At 69.2% G+C, this 17,207-nt stretch carries 15 protein-coding genes and 1 pseudogene; 4 read left to right on the top strand and 12 right to left on the bottom strand.

All coding sequences use genetic code 11. The features are described 5' to 3' along the window. Positions 1-24 precede the first annotated feature (24 nt). On the top strand, positions 25-237 hold the full coding sequence (locus OHS81_RS25845) for an FmdB family zinc ribbon protein (RefSeq protein WP_328387039.1): 213 nt from the start codon (positions 25-27) through the stop codon (positions 235-237). A gap of 36 nt (positions 238-273) precedes the next feature. On the opposite strand, the gene OHS81_RS25840 is transcribed toward OHS81_RS25845, so the two are convergent. The 3 genes from OHS81_RS25840 to OHS81_RS25830 form a co-directional block, all read right to left on the bottom strand. Next, complete coding sequence (locus OHS81_RS25840) at positions 274-897, bottom strand: O-methyltransferase (RefSeq protein ID WP_443058868.1); 624 nt, start codon at positions 895-897, stop codon at positions 274-276. A 182-nt stretch (positions 898-1,079) separates the two neighbouring features. Then, positions 1,080-1,739: a response regulator transcription factor gene (locus OHS81_RS25835; protein ID WP_328387037.1), complete on the bottom strand. Its 660-nt coding sequence runs from the start codon at positions 1,737-1,739 to the stop codon at positions 1,080-1,082. Next, complete coding sequence (locus OHS81_RS25830) at positions 1,730-2,869, bottom strand: sensor histidine kinase (RefSeq protein WP_328387036.1); 1,140 nt, start codon at positions 2,867-2,869, stop codon at positions 1,730-1,732. The genes OHS81_RS25835 and OHS81_RS25830 overlap by 10 nt, the downstream gene beginning before the upstream one ends. Positions 2,870-2,977: 108 nt before the next feature. Here OHS81_RS25830 and OHS81_RS25825 point away from each other — a divergent pair. Beyond that, positions 2,978-3,134, top strand: a pseudogene (locus tag OHS81_RS25825) (DedA family protein); the annotation flags it as partial. Between the two features lie 4 nt (positions 3,135-3,138). Here OHS81_RS25825 and OHS81_RS25820 read toward each other — a convergent pair. The 3 genes from OHS81_RS25820 to OHS81_RS25810 all read right to left on the bottom strand — a co-directional run bounded on the left by OHS81_RS25820 (position 3,139) and on the right by OHS81_RS25810 (position 7,820). Beyond that, positions 3,139-3,960 carry an HAD family hydrolase gene (locus tag OHS81_RS25820; RefSeq protein ID WP_328387035.1) on the bottom strand — a complete coding sequence of 274 codons (822 nt, stop codon included), beginning with the start codon at positions 3,958-3,960 and terminating at the stop codon, positions 3,139-3,141. Further along, complete coding sequence (locus tag OHS81_RS25815; RefSeq protein ID WP_328387034.1) at positions 3,960-6,578, bottom strand: phosphoribosyltransferase; 2,619 nt, start codon at positions 6,576-6,578, stop codon at positions 3,960-3,962. The genes OHS81_RS25820 and OHS81_RS25815 overlap by 1 nt, the downstream gene beginning before the upstream one ends. Before the next feature lie 69 nt (positions 6,579-6,647). Continuing rightward, positions 6,648-7,820 (bottom strand): HpcH/HpaI aldolase/citrate lyase family protein, encoded by a 1,173-nt coding sequence (locus OHS81_RS25810; RefSeq protein WP_328387033.1) that lies wholly within the window; start codon positions 7,818-7,820, stop codon positions 6,648-6,650. A gap of 217 nt (positions 7,821-8,037) precedes the next feature. Here OHS81_RS25810 and OHS81_RS25805 point away from each other — a divergent pair, with 217 nt between their 5' ends. Further along, positions 8,038-9,201, top strand: coding sequence for a TerD family protein (locus OHS81_RS25805; RefSeq protein ID WP_328387032.1), 1,164 nt, complete (start codon positions 8,038-8,040; stop codon positions 9,199-9,201). A 141-nt stretch (positions 9,202-9,342) separates the two neighbouring features. Here OHS81_RS25805 and OHS81_RS25800 read toward each other — a convergent pair whose 3' ends face one another. From OHS81_RS25800 to OHS81_RS25775, 6 genes are all read right to left on the bottom strand, one after another. Further along, positions 9,343-10,083, bottom strand: a complete 741-nt coding sequence (locus OHS81_RS25800; RefSeq protein WP_328387031.1) for a TerD family protein — start codon at positions 10,081-10,083, stop codon at positions 9,343-9,345. 100 nt (positions 10,084-10,183) lie between these two features. Further along, the gene (locus OHS81_RS25795) at positions 10,184-11,317 is read right to left on the bottom strand and encodes a DUF475 domain-containing protein (RefSeq protein ID WP_328387030.1); all 1,134 of its coding nucleotides are present in this window, start codon (positions 11,315-11,317) and stop codon (positions 10,184-10,186) included. 53 nt (positions 11,318-11,370) lie between these two features. Continuing rightward, the gene (locus tag OHS81_RS25790) at positions 11,371-11,946 is read right to left on the bottom strand and encodes a TerD family protein (RefSeq protein WP_328387029.1); all 576 of its coding nucleotides are present in this window, start codon (positions 11,944-11,946) and stop codon (positions 11,371-11,373) included. A gap of 216 nt (positions 11,947-12,162) precedes the next feature. Next, positions 12,163-12,738 (bottom strand): TerD family protein, encoded by a 576-nt coding sequence (locus tag OHS81_RS25785; RefSeq protein ID WP_328387028.1) that lies wholly within the window; start codon positions 12,736-12,738, stop codon positions 12,163-12,165. Positions 12,739-12,916: 178 nt separating this feature from the next. Beyond that, positions 12,917-13,375 (bottom strand): peroxiredoxin, encoded by a 459-nt coding sequence (locus tag OHS81_RS25780; protein WP_328387027.1) that lies wholly within the window; start codon positions 13,373-13,375, stop codon positions 12,917-12,919. A gap of 147 nt (positions 13,376-13,522) precedes the next feature. After that, entirely contained in the window at positions 13,523-13,954 is a 432-nt protein-coding gene (locus OHS81_RS25775) for a DUF3052 domain-containing protein (RefSeq protein ID WP_030081424.1), read from the bottom strand. Positions 13,955-14,469: 515 nt separating this feature from the next. Between OHS81_RS25775 and aceE the strand changes: the two genes are divergently transcribed. Then, on the top strand, positions 14,470-17,202 hold the full coding sequence (gene aceE / locus OHS81_RS25770; RefSeq protein WP_328387026.1) for a pyruvate dehydrogenase (acetyl-transferring), homodimeric type: 2,733 nt from the start codon (positions 14,470-14,472) through the stop codon (positions 17,200-17,202). Positions 17,203-17,207: the final 5 nt, after the last annotated feature.

Below are 17,207 nucleotides of genomic sequence, written 5' to 3'. Positions count from 1 at the left end.
CGGCGCCGCGGCTAACCTGTGCTCATGCCTCGTTACGAATACCGGTGCCGCCCCTGCGGCTCCACCTTCGAGCTGAACCGGCCGATGGCCGAGTCCTCCGCCCCGGCCGTGTGCCCCGAGGGCCACGAGGACACCGTGAAGCTCCTCTCCACGGTCGCCGTCGGCGGCTCCGCGACCGCTGCCGCCCCGCAGGGCGGAGGCGGCGGCTGCTGCGGGGGCGGTTGCTGCGGCGGCTAGTACTCACGGCGACTGCGGGGCCTGGAGCCCCGGCCGCTACCTCTTGCGTGCCAGGGTCACGCCGTCGGCCACCGTGAGAATGACCGCCTCCATACGGGAGTCCTCCACTACATGGTCGTTGAAGGCCCTGATCGCGAGGGCCGACCCGGTCGCCGCCGGGTCGGCAACCTCCCCGTGGTACAGGACGTTGTCCGCCACGATCAGGCCGCCCGGCCGCAGCCGGGGCACCAGCTCTTCCCAGTACGCGATATAGCCGCCCTTGTCCGCGTCGAGGTAGGCGAGGTCGATATGCGGTTCGGTCGGCATCGCCCGCAGCGTTTCCAGCGCGGGCGCGATCCGCAGCTCGACGCGGTCCCCGACACCGGCCTTCTCCCATGCCTCCCGGCCGTACGCCGTCCACTCCTCGGAGACATCACAGGCGATCAGCGTGCCGTCCGCGGGCAGCGCCTGGGCCATGGACAGCGCCGAAAACCCGGTGAACGTTCCCACCTCGACGACATGCCGAGCCCCGATCAGCCGCACCAGGAACGCCAGCAGGGGCCCCTGTTCCTCCGCTGACTGCATCCCCGCCGCCTCGGGGAACTGCTGTCGGGTGAGCTCCACGATGTCCCGCTGCGCGGCGTTCAACGGTGGGTTGTGGGCGAGGACGTAGTCGTACATCTCCGCCGTGATCGGCGTGCTCTTGGACTCGGTCACTGGCTCTCCCCTGGGTCAAGGATCGCGGTCTCGGGCGATCACCGGACGATGCGGCCAACCGCCTCGGCGAGACTAACCGAGCCGCCACCTTCACCGACTGCTTTCCGGTCGCTCCCTCGCCTCGTGCCTTCCTTCCCTCCCCGGTCTCACGTCCCCAGATAGCGCAACACCGCCAGGACCCGGCGTGAGTATCCGGAGGTGCCGATCAGATCGAGCTTGTCGAAGATCGCGTTGGTGTGTTTCTCGACGGCGCTCAGCGAGATGTGCAGCCGGACGGCGATCGCTGCGTTGGTGTGGCCCTGCGCCATCTCCCCCAGCACCTCCCGCTCGCGTGCGGTGAGGGTGCCGAGCGGATCCGTGCGACGGCTGCGTGTCAGTAACTGCCGTACGACTTCGGGGTCGAAGGCAGCCTGGCCTGCGCCCACCCGTTCCAGCGCGTCCAGGAACTCGTCCACCTGGAGCACCCGATCCTTGAGCAGATATCCCACCCCCTCGCTGTCGTCGGTCAGCAACTCCGTCGCATAGCGACGCTCGACGTACTGCGAGAGCACCAGTACGCCGACGTCGGGCCAGCGCTCCCGGATCTGTACGGCGGCGCGCAGCCCCTCGTCGGTGTGCGTGGGTGGCATCCGGACGTCCACGACCACCGCGTCCGGTTTCTCGCCCCGCTCTCCCACCTGCTCCAGCACGGCGATCAGCTGATCGGCGTCGCCGACCGCGGCGGCCACCTCGTGTCCTTCTTCGGCAAGAAGGCGCACCAGGCCCTCCCGCAGCAGGATCGAATCGTCGGCAAGCACTACGCGCACGGCAGCTCCGCGGTGATGATGGTCGGTCCGCCGGCCGGGCTGTCCACCCGGAACCGGCCGTCGAGGGCGGCGACCCGGCGGGCCAGCCCGAACAGGCCACTGCCGGACGAATCCGCGCCGCCCAAACCGTCGTCCTCGATGTGCACGAGCACGGCGTCCTCGCCAGGGGCGACGCGGACCGTTATCTGTCCGGCATCGGAATGCTTGACGGCGTTGGTGACGGCTTCGCAGACCACGAAGTAGGCGACCGTGGCCACGGCGGTGTCGGGTTCGGTGGCAAGTTCGTAGTCGAGGCGTACGGAGATGGCCGAGCGTTCCGCGACCGTTTCCAGGGCTGCGCGCAGCCCTGCTTCGTCCAGCACCGTCGGATAGACCCGCCATGCCGCCTCGCGCAGCTCGGTCAGGGCCTGGCTGCTCTCTTCGTGGGCCTGGCGCAGGAGTTGGTCCGCGCGCTGCGCGTCCTGGCTGCGCAGCGCGCGGCCGAGCAGCATGCCCAGGGCCACCAGCCGCTGCTGCACACCGTCGTGCAGATCGCGTTCGATACGGCGGCGCTCATCGTTGACCGCGGCGATGACGCCGGCGCGACTGGCTGCCAGTTGCTCGATACGGCGCTCCAGCGCCTCTTGGTGGCTGGGGCCCAGGTAATACCGCGCCAGCTTGGTCTCCAGCCCGGCGACGCCGAAACTGCTCTGCAGGCCGAGGAAGAGAAGAAAGAGGCCGCCGACGCTCGTCAGCGCGAGGGTGCCGGGATGGCGGGCTTCGTCGAAGAGCAGGATGTAGATCCAGACGGTGCCGTACGCCGCTCCGATCAGCGCCGCGCTCAGGACGAGAGCCCCCAGCAGGCCCAACCCCCAGCGCAGGGAGAGATAGTGCAACGCGCGGGGGCCGGTGTAGGTGTCTGACGTGTCGGTCACGAAATAGACGCGGAGGCGGCCTCGATTGTTCTCGGTCAGGAGCCGCGCCGCGGCGCACACGTGCTCGAGGACCACGCGTCGGCCGCGCGGCCAGGCGAGGACGAGCAGCAGGGAGAGGCCGGAGAGCACAACGAAGGGGAGCTCGGCCGCCGTCATCACAGCACCGAGCGCAAGCCCTGTCGCCAAGCGCAATCCGCGCCGTGCCATTCCCCACATGATCAAAACGCTAGCCGCACCGCGCATCCCCGCGCACTGCGGAAAACCGCAGTTTTTTGTGCGGTGTACCGCAATGTGCCGTGAGGTGCGAATTCATAGCGTTGAAGCATGATCGAGAGCATCGGAAGCACCGCACCCGGCTGGATCACCGGGCCTCATGGACACGCTCGGCGCGCCCGGCGCGGGCGTGGCAATCGCCGCGGAGAATCTGTTCCCGCCGCTGCCGAGCGAGGTGATCCTGCCGCTGGCGGTCTTCGTGGCCGCCCGTGTCAGCCGGCCCGGCTCGGGGATGCGGCGCCGCGAATGAAGGCCCGCACGATTTCCTCGCCCGCCGCGACACCCTGTTCGTCGAGCGCCGTGACATGAGGGGCGTGCCAGCCGGAGTCCGCCAGTTCGCCGTGTCCGGGCCGCCATGCGCGGTCCGCGGCCAGCAGCAGGTCGGCGTCGAGAAGGGAGTCACCGGCCGCGAGGATCTCGGAGGCCCCGGTGCGGCGGGCCACTTCCGCCACTGCTGCGCTCTTGGTCAGCGGCTTCGGCACGGCGTAGATCTTGCGGCCCTGCAGGGACACGGTCCAGCCGCGTTCGTCCGCCCAGCCGGTCAGGTCCTTCACCCAGGTGTCCGGCAGCAGTGGCCGCTCCACGACGAGATAGGCGAAAAGGTCCTCGGCAACGCGTTCCTTGCGCAACCAGGCCGGGTCGGCGGTGCGGACCAGGTGCGCACGGATCTCGTCCAGGGGTGCGCACTGCGAGGAGAGCCGCCCGGCGACGGTGCGCTGCCAGTCCGGGTCGGACTCCCCCCGTACGAGCAGATGGCCGCCGTTGGCGCAGACGGCGAACTCGGGGACGGGCCCGGGGAGGTGGATACGGCCGTACTGCTCGCGAGTGCGGGTGGTGGCCGGGACGAAGGTGGTGGCGCCGGCCAGTTCGGCGAGCAGGGCCGCGGCCGTCTCCGTCATATAGGACAGCGGCTGGCGCTCATAGGTCTCGACGCACAGGAGCCGGGGGGCCTCGGCGTCCGGCATGGCGAGGCTCAGGGCGGCGGCCGAATAGATCAGGGTGCGGTCGAGGTCGCTGGCGACGATCGCGCTCATCAGGAGGCCACCGCCTTGCCGTCGGCGCCCGTGGCCCCGCGGGTGAAGCGGGGGTGGATCAATCCGACACAGGTATAGGGCAGTTCGCCGACCTCTTCGACGGGCACGCCCCGTTGTTCCGCCAGGAGGCGCACATGATCGAGATCGGCCCCGGCTCCCTGCCGGGCCAGGATCTTCCAGGGGACCCGGCGCAGCAGGACGCGCGTGGTCTCGCCGACACCGGGCTTCACGAGATTGACGTCGTGGATGCCGTACTCCTCGCTGATCCGTTCAACGGCCGCCCAGCCCTCCCAGGTGGGCGCCCGGTCGGCGGCGGCCAGCTCCTTCACCTCCGTCGCGACCTCCGCGGCCACGTCGTCGAAGCGGGCGGCGACCGCGTCCAGGAACGCGTGCGACACATCGTCCGCCGCCAGGTCCCGGTAGAACTTCGCACCGTGGAAGTCGTCCGGCCCCACGAGGTCGTCGCGCAGAACGGTGCGGGATATGAGGCCGGAGACGGTGGAGTTGAGGCAGGCGGACGGGATGAGGAAGTCGTCCCGGGTGCCATAGGTCTCGACACAGCCGCCGGGGTCGGCGAGCACGGCGATCCGCGGGTCGAAGCCCGGGAAGTCCGCCAGGGCCTGGGCGAGTTCGCGGGTGATGGCGCCCTTGCCGGTCCAGCCGTCCACGAAGACGACATCCGCCGGATCGTGATGGGCGGCCAGCCAGCGCAGTGCGGTGGTGTCGATGCCCCGCCCGCGGACGATCGAGAGGGTGTAGTGCGGCAGCTCCACGCCGTGGGTGTGCAGCGCCCAGCGGCGCATCAGCACCCCGACGGGGGTACCGGCCCGTGCCAGCGACACCAGCACGGGGCGTGGGCCGCGTTCGGCGAGCACGGTCTCGGTGACGGTCCCGACCGCCCGGGCAATCCGGCTCGCGGAGGTCCGCAGCGCGCTGTGGAACAGCTCCTGGTACTGCTCGCTCGGCTGGTATTCGACCGGCAGCGACTCGGCGTAGTGGGCGCCACCGCGCTGAATCGCCTCCTCGCGTTCCTCGGTCGGCGCTTCCAGGGTGACATCGGAGAGGTCCTGCAGCAGCCAGCCGACCTCGTCAGCGGTGTAGGAGGAGAAGGCGGGGCCGCGCAACGGCTCGGGGAGGGGCATGGACCGGACCTGCGGTTCGGGATGGGGCTTGGACCGGGGCTGTGGCTGCGGCTGCGGCTGCGGCTGCGGCGCGTACGAGGGGATGACGGCGAGCAGCAGCCGGCCGGTGTGCTCGGTGAGCCGGTGCAGCAGACCGTGGGTGGCGTGCAGTTCCGGGCAGTCCCCGTGCGAGTCCACGACGGCCACGATGGCGTCGAAGCCGCGTTCCGGGTCGGCGCCGGCCGCCACGTTGTAGGCGTACCGCTCCCCCGGACCGTCGGCCGGCCTGTCGTGAGCGGGAAAGGACAGCCGGGTCCGTATCGCGTAACCGGGGTCGTCGACGGCGAGCACCGGCGACCGGGTGGTGGTGGAGAAGAAGACGTGCGGCGCCGGCTCGGCACCACCCGCCTCCTCGGCCAGGAGAGTGTCCAGGGCCTGGGCCATCCGCAGCGGCGCGTACATCAACTCCTCGTTGCCGAGGACGAGGATGCGGCGGGCGCCGTCCAGTTGCCGGGCGATCCGGGTCGCCATGTGCGGCAGAGCGGCCTCCAGCCGGGCGCGGTGCGCCGGTGTGAAGCCGTGCCGACCACCGTCCGGCAGCCCGGCGGGCCAGTCGAGACCGACCCGCAGGACGCCAGCGCCGCCACCGGGCGCCGTCGGTGTATCTGCCGAACCGGGACCGCGGTCAGTGCGCTCGGAACCAGCGCCCTCGGAGCCCGCTCCCTCGGGCACGGTCCCCGTGGCGGGCGCAGGGGCCCGCGCCGCAAGCGCCTCCTGCGCGGCGACGAGTTCCTGGCCACGGGCCAGGACGTCCGCAGGCAGCTGTACGCCGCCGGCGGCCAGTGCCACGAGGTCGACGCGGGCACCCAGTTCCGCCGCGAACTTCTCCAGGTGGCTGCGGTCCGCGTCGGAGCGCATGTCGACCAGGGCGACGACCACGTACCGCTCGCGTGGGAAGTGCGCATGCAGCGCGGTGATCGTGTTCAGGACGGTCCGGCCGGTGGAGAACTCGTCGTCGACGAGCACCAGCGGTCCGTCCCCGGCGAGGAGTGCACGGTCCTCCGGGAGCAGCAGATGCGAGGTGGCGTGGCTGTGCTCCTCCTCGAACCCGCCCACCTGCGCCACGCCCGCGACCGGCCGGCGGGTGGAGTGCAGATACGGCGCGAGTGCCAGGCCGTCGGCCACCGAATGTCCCAGGCCGGTGGCGGTTTCGGCGTAGCCGAGGACGACGGAGCGGGCAGCGGCCTCGTCGCCCAGCAGCTTCCGCACCCGGCGCCCCAGCCCGACGCCGGCGCCATGGACCACATCCGGCCGCTGGGGCACGTGCTTGCCGAGCACGTTCGACACGAGCAAATGGGCCCGCTTGGGGTTACGCCGCAGCGCCAGCCCCAGCAGTTCCGGCAGTTCGTCCCCGCCGCTCAGCGAGACCCCGAGCCGGCCGGCGACCCATTCTCCCGTCCAGACCACGTGTTCCGTCTCCTCCGTCGTACCGTTCATCTGTTGTCCCGCAGGTCACGCCTGCTTACGTCATGCCTGCTCACGTCACGCCCGCTCACGCCCGCTCGCTCACGCCTGCGGCAGGCTCGCCGTCAGCAGCTCCACGAACCCGATGCCTTCCCGGGCGACCCCGAACGCCTCGGCGCGCAGCAGGGTCCGCTCGGCCCAGGCGCGATGCGGCTTCACCTCGTTCATCTTGTTCGTATAGGCGGAGCGCAGCACCCCGCCGTCGCCCCGCTCGGGCCGCAGGATGTCGACCGCGTCGCTGAACTCCTCATGGCTGACGACCGAGAGGGCGTGCACCGGCGCGACATGCGAGGGGTGGATGCAGGTCTTGCCCTGCAGACCGTTCGCGCGGTCGAGTTCGATCTCCCGCAGCAGGCCGTCCATGTCGTGCTCGATCAGGGCCGTGCGCAACTCCTCGGCGCGTCCGAGGAAGGGGCTGCGGCGCAGCTGCGGCTTGAACATCCGCTCCTGCAGCCGGAAGTACTCCCACACCGGGCCGGTGACCGTGAAGCCCGTGCCGTCCGCCCGCCCCAGCACATTCACCACATCGGCGATCACGGAGGCAACGATCTGGACATCGTAGGCCGTCATGTCGGGGGCTCTGCGCAGTCCATAGGCGGAGCAGAAGTCCGTGACGCCGAGCCGCAGGGCAAGCACCCGGTCCCGGTATTTGTCCACGGTCCGGGCGATGCCCGCAAGGGTTTCGGCGCGGCTCTCCAGATGCAGCAACTCCGGCGATTCCAGCACCGGCATCACGAACAGCGGCCGGGCGCAGTCGCCCTCGGCCTCGTTCAGCGCCTCAAGGAACGGGATGCCACGCTCCTCGGTGAACTTCGGAAGTACAAAACCGGACAGCCTGTGCACGGCAGTGCCCATCCGGCGGACGAGATCCGGTATTTGGCCGGGTGTGCGGACGCGGATGAACAGCAGGGGAAGATCAGCGCCCGCAGTTGCCGCCTCGTCGAGAAGGCCGAGCTGCCGCACAAGGTTCTCCTCGCCGGCCTCGACATCCCCGTCGCCTATGGAGTCCTCGAGGCACAGGACCATGGAGGTCACGCCACGCGCGGCCTGCTTGAGGACATCGGCGGCGAGTCGCGGGCGGGTGGCGGGGCTGTAGAGCGTCGCCCCCAGAGCGACCGCGAGCGTGCGGGCCGGAGAGCCGGCGGTGAACTCCACCGGCTCCTGGTGGAACAGTGTCTTCCGGATGTCGGGCGGAAGGTACCCAAAATGACGCATATAACTCCCCGTCTACATGCGGGATCCGGCACCCCCGCTGCGTCTCGCTGTCTGGATCCAGCCGGTAATCGTACGTGTGTGGGGGCCTGGTTAGTTCCCGCGTGCGTGAAAATCACGTAACCCCCACGAGGCGCCCGGGCATCCACGGCCACGCCCCGGGAACGGCTCGCGGCCCCCCGCGTTGTCGCTGCGACCTCCGGGAAGGCAGGATTGCGGCATGACGCACGCGATGCTGAAAGGGTCGAACGTACCCCTCGATGCCACGGCGGTCCGGGCCGTCCTGCGCTGGACCCCCGGCGCCGGTGTCCCCGATGTCGATGCCTCGGCCCTGTTGGTGGGACCCGAGGGGCGCGTGAACTCCGACGAGGACTTCGTCTTCTACAACCAACCGCGGCACCCCAGTGGCCTGGTGCGGCACCTGCCCAAGACACAGCTCGCAGAGAGCCTGACCGACACCATCGAGGCGGACCTGTCGGCGCTGGACGCGTCGGTGGACCGGGTCGTGCTGGCCGCCTCCTCGGACGGTGGCCCGTTCGCGGGCGTCACGGATCTGCGGGTCATGCTGTACGACGCGGCGCAGAGCGACGGCGAGCCGATCGCGGTCTTCGATGTGGTTCCCGAGACGGGCGAGGAAACGGCCCTGATCTGCGGGGAGTTGTACCGGCGCGCCGACAGCTGGAAATTCCGCGCCCTGGGGCAGGGCTACGAGAGCGGTCTGGTCGGCCTGGCGACCGAGTTCGGGATCTCGGTGGACGAGAACGAGGCTGCCGCCGACGGTCCGCCGGCCTCGGAAGCCCCGGTGTCGGCACCCCCCGGGCCGGAGCCGGCATCGACCGCCGCCCCGGCCCCCGGGAGCGAGCCCGGCCCGTCCGGCGACCCGACCGTCCCCGGCCCGGCCGCCCCCGGCCCGGCGATGACCGGCCCCGCCGCCTCCGCCGCGACCCCGCCGCCCAGCACCTGGCCCGAAGAGGCCTCCGGCCCCCCGTCCGCGGCGGCCCCCCAGGCCTCGTCGGCGTCGGACCCGGAGGCGGTCACCCAGCACGTGCCGGACGCCATGCCGGAGCCTCTTTCGTCCGCACCACTGGCCTCACCTCCCACCGTGGCGCCCCAGACGCCGGGAACGGCGCCCACGAGCGGCGGCTACGGCTATCCGCAGAACGTTCCGCCACCGCCGACGCAGCCCCCGGTCCAGCCCGCCTACGGCTACCCGGGACCGCCGCCCCAGTACCAGCCACAGCAGCCGCCGCCGTCCCCGTACAGCCCTCCGCAGCCGACGCAGCAACCACCGGCCTCGACGTACGGCTACCCGGTGCAGCAGCCCTTCGTGCCGGACCCGTCCTTCGTCCTGCCGCCCCAGGGCCCGCAGTTCCAGCGCCGTTAGGGAGACCGGGCGGACGCCCCCGGCGGCGGGGACGCGGCACAGACGTAAGGCCGCGGGGGCGCGGCTCGGACCGGCGGCCGCGGGGGCCGGAGCCGGAACGAGCGGCGCGCCGCTCCGGCGGCGGGCCGCAGCGTGCCCGGCTCAGGCGTTGGTCTTGTAGCCCCGCCCCCACTGCAGCCCCCAGCCGTACAGCCGGTCGAGCTCCGCCTGGAAGCCGTAGACGTACTTCACCTCGCGGCGCACCGTCAGCTCGCCCTTGACGTTCTCGAGCATGAAGACGGCACAGGAGCGCGCCTGTGGCGCCCGCTCGTCCAGCTTGACCTCCACCCGCGGTCCGCTGCTCGGGTAGAGCGTCACGACCGCATGCGTACGGTCGAAGGCCGGTGTGCCGTCGTAGATGTAGACGAAGATCAGCATGCGCTTGATCTCGTCGCGGTGGTCCAGGTTGATGTACAGCGTCTCGCCGGATCCCGAACCGAAGCGGTCGTCGCCGCTGAGCTTGACGAAGGGCGCCCCGTTGAGATCGCCCAGAAAGTTTCCCAGCGGCTGCACCACGCCCCGGGTGCCGTCCGTGAGCTCGTACAGGCAGGCCAGATCCAGGTCGACGTTGACCACGGCCGGCCCCTGCGCCTGCACTATCTCGGGCTTGAACAGTTTGCCTGGATGCCGCAGCACGCCCCTGCCCTGCCCGCTCCGCTCGTGCAGGTCCGAGGGCCGCATCTGCCAGTGCAGATTGACCCGCAGATGTCCGGTGGCCGCCCCCTGCTTGGTCAGGGAGACGGTCGGATTGCGTTTCGTCAGCTCGACGACGTACGACGCTCCGCCGCTGTCGAAGTCGAACTTCGCGGCGCCACCGCGCCACAGATTCCCCAGGAACGACACTCTGCCCACCCCATTGCTCGGCCCCACATCGCTGCGGGGCGGCCTGGAGGTCCACACCTCAGGGCCGCCCCGCAGAGAGCGTTCCGCAATCAGCGTCGCATCACACTCGGTGCGCCACTTCCGACTGTGCCTTTGAGGAATCTCCCGGCTTGCCCTCGCGCCGGTTCCTGATCACGGACGAGGCGAAGGAGAGGCCGATCAGCGAGATGCCCACCAGGCCGGTGACGACCTCGGGGATCTCGTACTTGATCGTGGCCAGCAGGATCACGGCCAGCGCGCCGATCGCGTAGTGGGCGCCGTGCTCCAGGTAGACATAGTCGTCCAGGGTCCCCTTGCGGACCAGGAAGACGGTCAGCGAGCGGATGTACATCGCGCCGATGCCCAGGCCCAGCGCCATCATGAAGATGTCGTTGGTGATCGCGAAGGCGCCGATGACGCCGTCGAAGGAGAACGACGCGTCGATGACCTCAAGGTAGAGGAACATGAAGAACGCGGCCTTGCCGGCCAGGCCCACTGCCGCGCCGGTGCCCTTCTTCGCGGGGGCCGCCGCGGCCTCCTCCCCTTCCTCGTCCTCGTCCTCGTCCTCCAGCTTGTCCTCGAAGTAGCCGGAGATGCCGCCGACGACGAGATAGGTGATCATGCCCGCGACGCCGGCCAGCAGGACCGTGGCGCTCTTGTCACCGGCGCCGTGCGCGGCGGCGGTGGCCACCGTCATTGCGCTCACCAGCAGGACGACCAGCCCGATGATGACCGACAGCATGTCGAGCTTGCCCATCTTGGCCATGGGCTTCTCGATCCAGGAAAGCCACTTGTAGTCGCGCTCCTCGAATATGAAGTCGAGGAAGATCATCAGCAGGAAGATTCCGCCGAAGGCCGCGATGGCCGGGTGCGCGCTGGTGACCAGTTCCTGGTATTGCGCCTTGTCATTGATGGCGAGGTTGACCGCCTCGATCGGCCCCAGCTTCGCGGTGATCGCGACAATGACGACCGGGAACACCAGCCGCATGCCGAACACCGCGATGAGGATGCCGACGGTGAGGAAGACCTTCTGCCAGAAGGCGTTCATCTTGCGCAGGATGCCTGCGTTGATCACGGCATTGTCGAACGAGAGCGAGATCTCCAGGACGGACAGGATCCCGACGATCGCGAGCCCCTGCCACCCCCAGAGCACGCCCGCCAAGGCGAGGCCTATCACCGTGATGGCGAACGACCAGCCAAAGGTTTTCAGGAGCACTGCCTACCCAATCCCTCGCTGTATGGGGTCCCCCGCGCGCAGCGCGCGGCGCTTTACGAAACGTTGACCCCGAAGTCTAGAGCGATGCCCCGCAGACCCGACGCGTACCCCTGCCCTACCGCACGGAACTTCCATTCGCCGTTGTGGCGGTACACCTCGCCGAAGATCATTGCGGTTTCGGCGGAGGCGTCCTCGCTGAGGTCGTAACGGGCGAGTTCGCTGCCGTCGGCCTGATTGACGATCCGGATAAAGGCATTGCTGACCTGGCCGAAGCTCTGGCCGCGCGCATCGGCCTCATGGATCGAGACCGGAAAAACGATCTTGTCGACCTGCTCGGGCACCTGCGAGAGATCGACGAGGACGGACTCGTCGTCCCCCTCCCCCTCGCCGGTGAGGTTGTCCCCGGTGTGCTCGACGGAGCCCTCGGGGCTCTTGAGGTTGTTGTAGAAGACGAAGTACTCGTCCCCCAGCACCCGGCCCGACTGGCACAGCAGCGCGCTGGCGTCGAGGTCGAAGGGCGCTCCGGTCGTGGACCGTGCGTCCCAGCCGAGGCCGACCATGATCTGCGTGAGATTCGGAGCGGCCTTGGAAAGGGAGACATTTCCCCCCTTGGCGAGCGTGACGCTCATCGTGCGCTTCCTCCCCTGTGTCCGTGCGGGCCGTGCCCGGCGCGGCCCGTGTCCCTGTATGCACGTCCGGCGCCGTACTCCCCGGGCGGGGCGTACGGCGCCGGTCGCGGTCACTCCTGGCCCGGCAGCCCCTGCAGTGGTGCTGTCCGGTCCGGACGTCGACGATCAGATGGCGGATCCCGTCGGATCCCCACGGATCCCGTCGGCTCCGGCCGATCAGACGTTGACGCCGAAATCCTGCGCGATGCCGCGCAGACCCGAGGCGTAGCCCTGGCCGATGGCCCGGAACTTCCACTCGGCGCCGTTGCGGTACAGCTCGCCGAAGACCATGGCGGTCTCGGTCGAGGCGTCCTCGCTCAGGTCGTAGCGCGCCAGCTCGTTGTTATCGGCCTGGTTGACCACGCGGATGAAGGCGTTGCGGACCTGGCCGAAGCTCTGCTGGCGGGTCTCGGCGTCGTAGATCGACACCGGGAAGACGATCTTGGAGACCTCGGCCGGCACAGCGGCCAGGTTCACCTTGATCTGCTCGTCGTCGCCCTCGCCCTCACCGGTGATGTTGTCACCGGTGTGCTCGACCGAACCGTCCGGGCTCTTCAGGTTGTTGAAGAACACGAAGTTCTGGTCGTTGGCCACCTTGCCCTGGTCGTTCGTCAGCAGGGCACTGGCGTCCAGGTCGAAGTCCGTACCGGTGGTCGTACGCGCGTCCCAGCCCAGACCGACGACGACGGCGGTCAGATTGGGGGCTTCCTTCGTCAGCGAGACGTTGCCGCCCTTGCTGAGGCTGACTCCCACGAGTCCTCCCATAGATTCGAGGGGTACGTAAAGATTTGCGCCCCCATCGTGCATGGCATCGGATCAACGAATTGATCCTAGTGACCGGTTCCCACCGATTGCAGATATCGCACCTGGATCAGTGCGGATTCGGCCCGGTGGGCGCAGGTACGCCGGGGCGCCGGGAGAGCGCGCCGCCTCAGAGGGTGTCGAGCGCCTTGACGTACTCGTTCAGGTCACGGGCGTCGGGCAGGCCGTTGACGACCGTCCAGCGCACCACGCCTTCCTTGTCGATGATGAAGGTGCCGCGCACCGCGCAGCCCTTCTCCTCGTCGAAGACGCCGTACGCCCGCGAGGCCTCGCCGTGCGGCCAGAAGTCCGACAGCAGCGGGTACTCCAGCCCCTCCTGCTCGGCGAAGATGCGCAGCGAGAACGGGGAGTCGTTGGAGACGGCCAGCAGCTGGACGTCGTCGTTGGCGAACTTCGGCAGCTCGTCACGGAGCGCGCAGAGCTCGCCGGTGCAGACGCCGGTGAAGGCGAAGGGGTAGAAGAGGAGGACGACGGCCTTCTCGCCGCGGAAATCGGAGAGCTTGACCAGCTCGCCGTGCTGGTTCTTCAGCTCGAAATCCGGAGCCTTTGTGCCGACCTCGATCGCCATGGGGTGCTTCCCTTCCGCTCACGCTCAACAGGACGCGGCCAACCCTACGCGCCGCGGCGCACGTCCGGGGAACCCGTCCTGAACAGGGCCGAGCCCCCTCCGGAACAGGCGGAGGGGGCTCGGTGGCGAACGGTGAGACCGTGCGGCTCAGCGCTTGCCGGCCTTGGGCGTGACCAGTCGGCTGCCTGCCCAGTCCTTGCCCGCGTTGATGCTCTTGGTCTGGGACAGACCCGCGGTCTGCGCGGCCTCATTGATGTCGCTCGGCTCGACGTAGCCGTCGCGGCCGGTCTTCGGGGTCAGCAGCCAGATCTGCCCGCCCTCGTCGATCAGCCCGATGGCGTCCACCAGCGCGTCCGTGAGGTCGCCGTCCTCGTCGCGGAACCACAGCAGCACGACGTCACACACGTCGTCGTAGTCCTCGTCGACGAGATCCTGGCCGATCACGGTCTCAATGCCTTCGCGGAGATCCTGATCGACGTCGTCGTCGTAGCCGATCTCCTGGACCACCTGTCCGGGCTCGAACCCCAGCCTGGCGGCAGGGTTGGTCCGCTCCTCCGCGTGGTCCGCGGTCGCGCTCACGGATTGCCTCCTGTCATGTTTCGGAAATGCTCGGGGACCCCGCGCGTGCGCGGAGCATTGGGCGTAGTCCACACGGGCCGGGCGGATCGCGCAAGTACCCGGCGGTCCAGACCGCCGAAACAGTGACGTTTCGAGGCGTCTCGCCGCAAGCACGACCCCCGCAGGCCAGGCTGAAGTGATTCACGCCACAGCTTTCTGTGAAGTTTATCGGGTACTTGCGCGGGACTGGTCCCTTCGGGGGCGGCGGCCGGCCTCGGACCCGGTTTCGGGGCCCGCACGTCCGTACGCGAAGCACTTTCGACATGGGCGTATGGTTGCGATTTGGCCGACCCGAGAAATCGGCCTTTTCAGCGCCATCTCTCTACGGATGGGTTACCCATCGGTAGAGGTGACGTATCCCAGTGGCTCGGTACACGATGGAAGACGGCGCGACACCAAGGCAGCGACAGCATTCGTCCCGTGCACCGCAGCAATCACTTGCAGAGCACGAAACGAACCGAACACGAAGGAACAGCGTGGCTTCCGGATCCGATCGAAACCCGATCATCATTGGCGGCCTTCCCAGCCAGGTCCCGGACTTCGATCCCGAAGAGACCCAGGAATGGCTCGACTCGCTCGACGCGGCCGTCGACGAGCGGGGCCGGGAACGTGCCCGCTACCTCATGCTCCGCCTGATCGAGCGCGCGCGTGAGAAGCGGGTGGCCGTGCCCGAGATGCGCAGCTCGGACTACGTGAACACCATCGCGACCAGGGACGAGCCGTTCTTCCCGGGCAATGAGGAGATCGAGCGCAAGGTCCTGAACGCGACCCGGTGGAACGCCGCGGTCATGGTCTCGCGCGCCCAGCGTCCGGGCATCGGCGTCGGCGGGCACATCGCCACCTTCGCCTCCTCCGCCTCCCTCTACGACGTGGGCTTCAACCACTTCTTCCGGGGCAAGGACGAGGGCGACGGCGGCGACCAGATCTTCTTCCAGGGCCACGCCTCGCCCGGTGTCTACGCCCGCGCCTTCCTCCTGGACCGGCTGTCCGAGGCCCAGCTCGACGCCTTCCGGCAGGAGAAGTCCAAGGCCCCCGACGGCCTGTCCAGCTACCCGCACCCGCGGCTGATGCCGGACTTCTGGGAGTTCCCGACCGTCTCGATGGGCCTCGGCCCGCTCGGCGCGATCTACCAGGCGCGGATGAACCGCTACATGGAGGCGCGCGGCATCGCCGACACCTCCAAGTCGCACGTCTGGGCCTACCTCGGCGACGGCGAGATGGACGAGCCCGAGTCGCTCGGCCAGCTGTCCATCGCCGCCCGTGAGGGCCTGGACAACCTGACCTTCGTCGTCAACTGCAACCTGCAGCGCCTCGACGGCCCGGTCCGCGGCAACGGCAAGATCATGCAGGAGCTGGAGTCGCAGTTCCGCGGCGCCGGCTGGAACGTCATCAAGCTGGTCTGGGACCGCAGCTGGGACCCGCTGCTCGCGCAGGACCGCGACGGCATCCTGGTCAACAAGCTCAACAGCACGCCTGACGGTCAGTTCCAGACGTACGCCACCGAGACCGGTGCGTACATCCGCGAGCACTTCTTCGGCGACGACCACCGGCTGCGCGCGATGGTCGAGAACATGACCGACGACCAGATCCTGCACCTGGGCCGCGGCGGTCACGACCACAAGAAGATCTACGCGGCGTATGCGGCGGCCAAGGCTCACAAGGGCCAGCCGACGGTGATCCTCGCGCAGACCGTCAAGGGCTGGACGCTCGGTCCGAACTTCGAGGGCCGCAACGCGACCCACCAGATGAAGAAGCTCACGGTCGCGGACCTCAAGGGCTTCCGTGACCGGCTGCGCCTGCCGATCCCGGACAAGGACCTGGAGGACGGCCTGCCGCCGTACTACCACCCGGGCCGGAACTCCGAAGAGATCCAGTACATGCACGACCGCCGCAAGGGGCTGGGAGGCTATGTACCCACCCGTGTCGTGCGCGCCGAGCCGCTGAAGCTGCCGGACGACAAGGCGTACGCGGGTGCCAAGAAGGGCTCGGGACAGCAGAAGATCGCCACGACCATGGCGTTCGTCCGTGTCCTGAAGGACCTCATGCGGGACAAGGAGATCGGCAAGCGCTTCGTGCCGATCGCGCCCGACGAGTACCGGACCTTCGGTATGGACGCGTTCTTCCCGTCGGCCAAGATCTACAACCCGCTGGGCCAGCAGTACGAGTCGGTCGACCGCGAACTGCTCCTCGCGTACAAGGAGTCGCCGACCGGCCAGATGCTGCACGACGGCATCACCGAGGCGGGCTGCACCGCTTCCCTGATCGCGGCGGGCTCCGCCTATGCGACGCACGGCGAGCCGCTGATCCCGGTCTATGTCTTCTACTCGATGTTCGGCTTCCAGCGCACCGGCGACCAGTTCTGGCAGATGGCCGACCAGCTCGCGCGCGGCTTCGTGCTCGGTGCGACCGCGGGCCGGACGACGCTGACCGGTGAGGGGCTGCAGCACGCCGACGGCCACTCCCAGCTGCTGGCCTCGACCAACCCGGCCTGTGTCTCCTACGACCCGGCCTACGGCTACGAGATCGCGCACATCGTCAAGGACGGTCTGCGGCGGATGTACGGCGAGAACGCCGAGGACATCTTCTACTACCTGACCGTCTACAACGAGCCGATCCAGCACCCGGCGGAGCCGTCCGACGTCGACGTCGAGGGCATCCTCAAGGGTCTGCACCGCATCAAGGCGGGCGAGAAGGGCGAGCACGCGGCCCGGATCCTCGCCTCGGGTGTCGCGGTGCCGTGGGCCGTCGAGGCCCAGCAGATCCTCGCGGACGAGTGGAACGTCAAGGCCGATGTCTGGTCCGCGACCTCCTGGAACGAGCTGCGCCGCGACGCGGTGGAGATCGAGGAGCACAACCTTCTGCACCCGGAGGAGGAGCAGCGCGTCCCGTACGTGACGCAGAAGCTCCAGGGTGCCGAGGGTCCGACGGTCGCGGTCTCGGACTGGATGCGGGCGGTGCCCGACCAGATCGCGCGCTGGGTTCCCGGCACGTACCAGTCGCTGGGTGCCGACGGCTTCGGCTTCGCGGACACGCGTGGTGCGGCCCGTCGCTTCTTCCACATCGACGCGCAGTCCATCGTCCTCGGCGTGCTCACCGAGCTCGCCAAGGAGGGCAAGGTCGACCGGTCGCTGCTGAAGCAGGCGATCGACCGCTACCAGCTCCTGGACGTCACGGCCGCCGACGCGGGTGAGGCCGGCGGCGACGCCTGACCCCT

Origin of the sequence: Streptomyces sp. NBC_00400, assembly GCF_036048035.1 — a bacterium.
Classification (GTDB): domain Bacteria; phylum Actinomycetota; class Actinomycetes; order Streptomycetales; family Streptomycetaceae; genus Streptomyces.
This window is presented reverse-complemented; position numbering and strand designations above follow the sequence as displayed.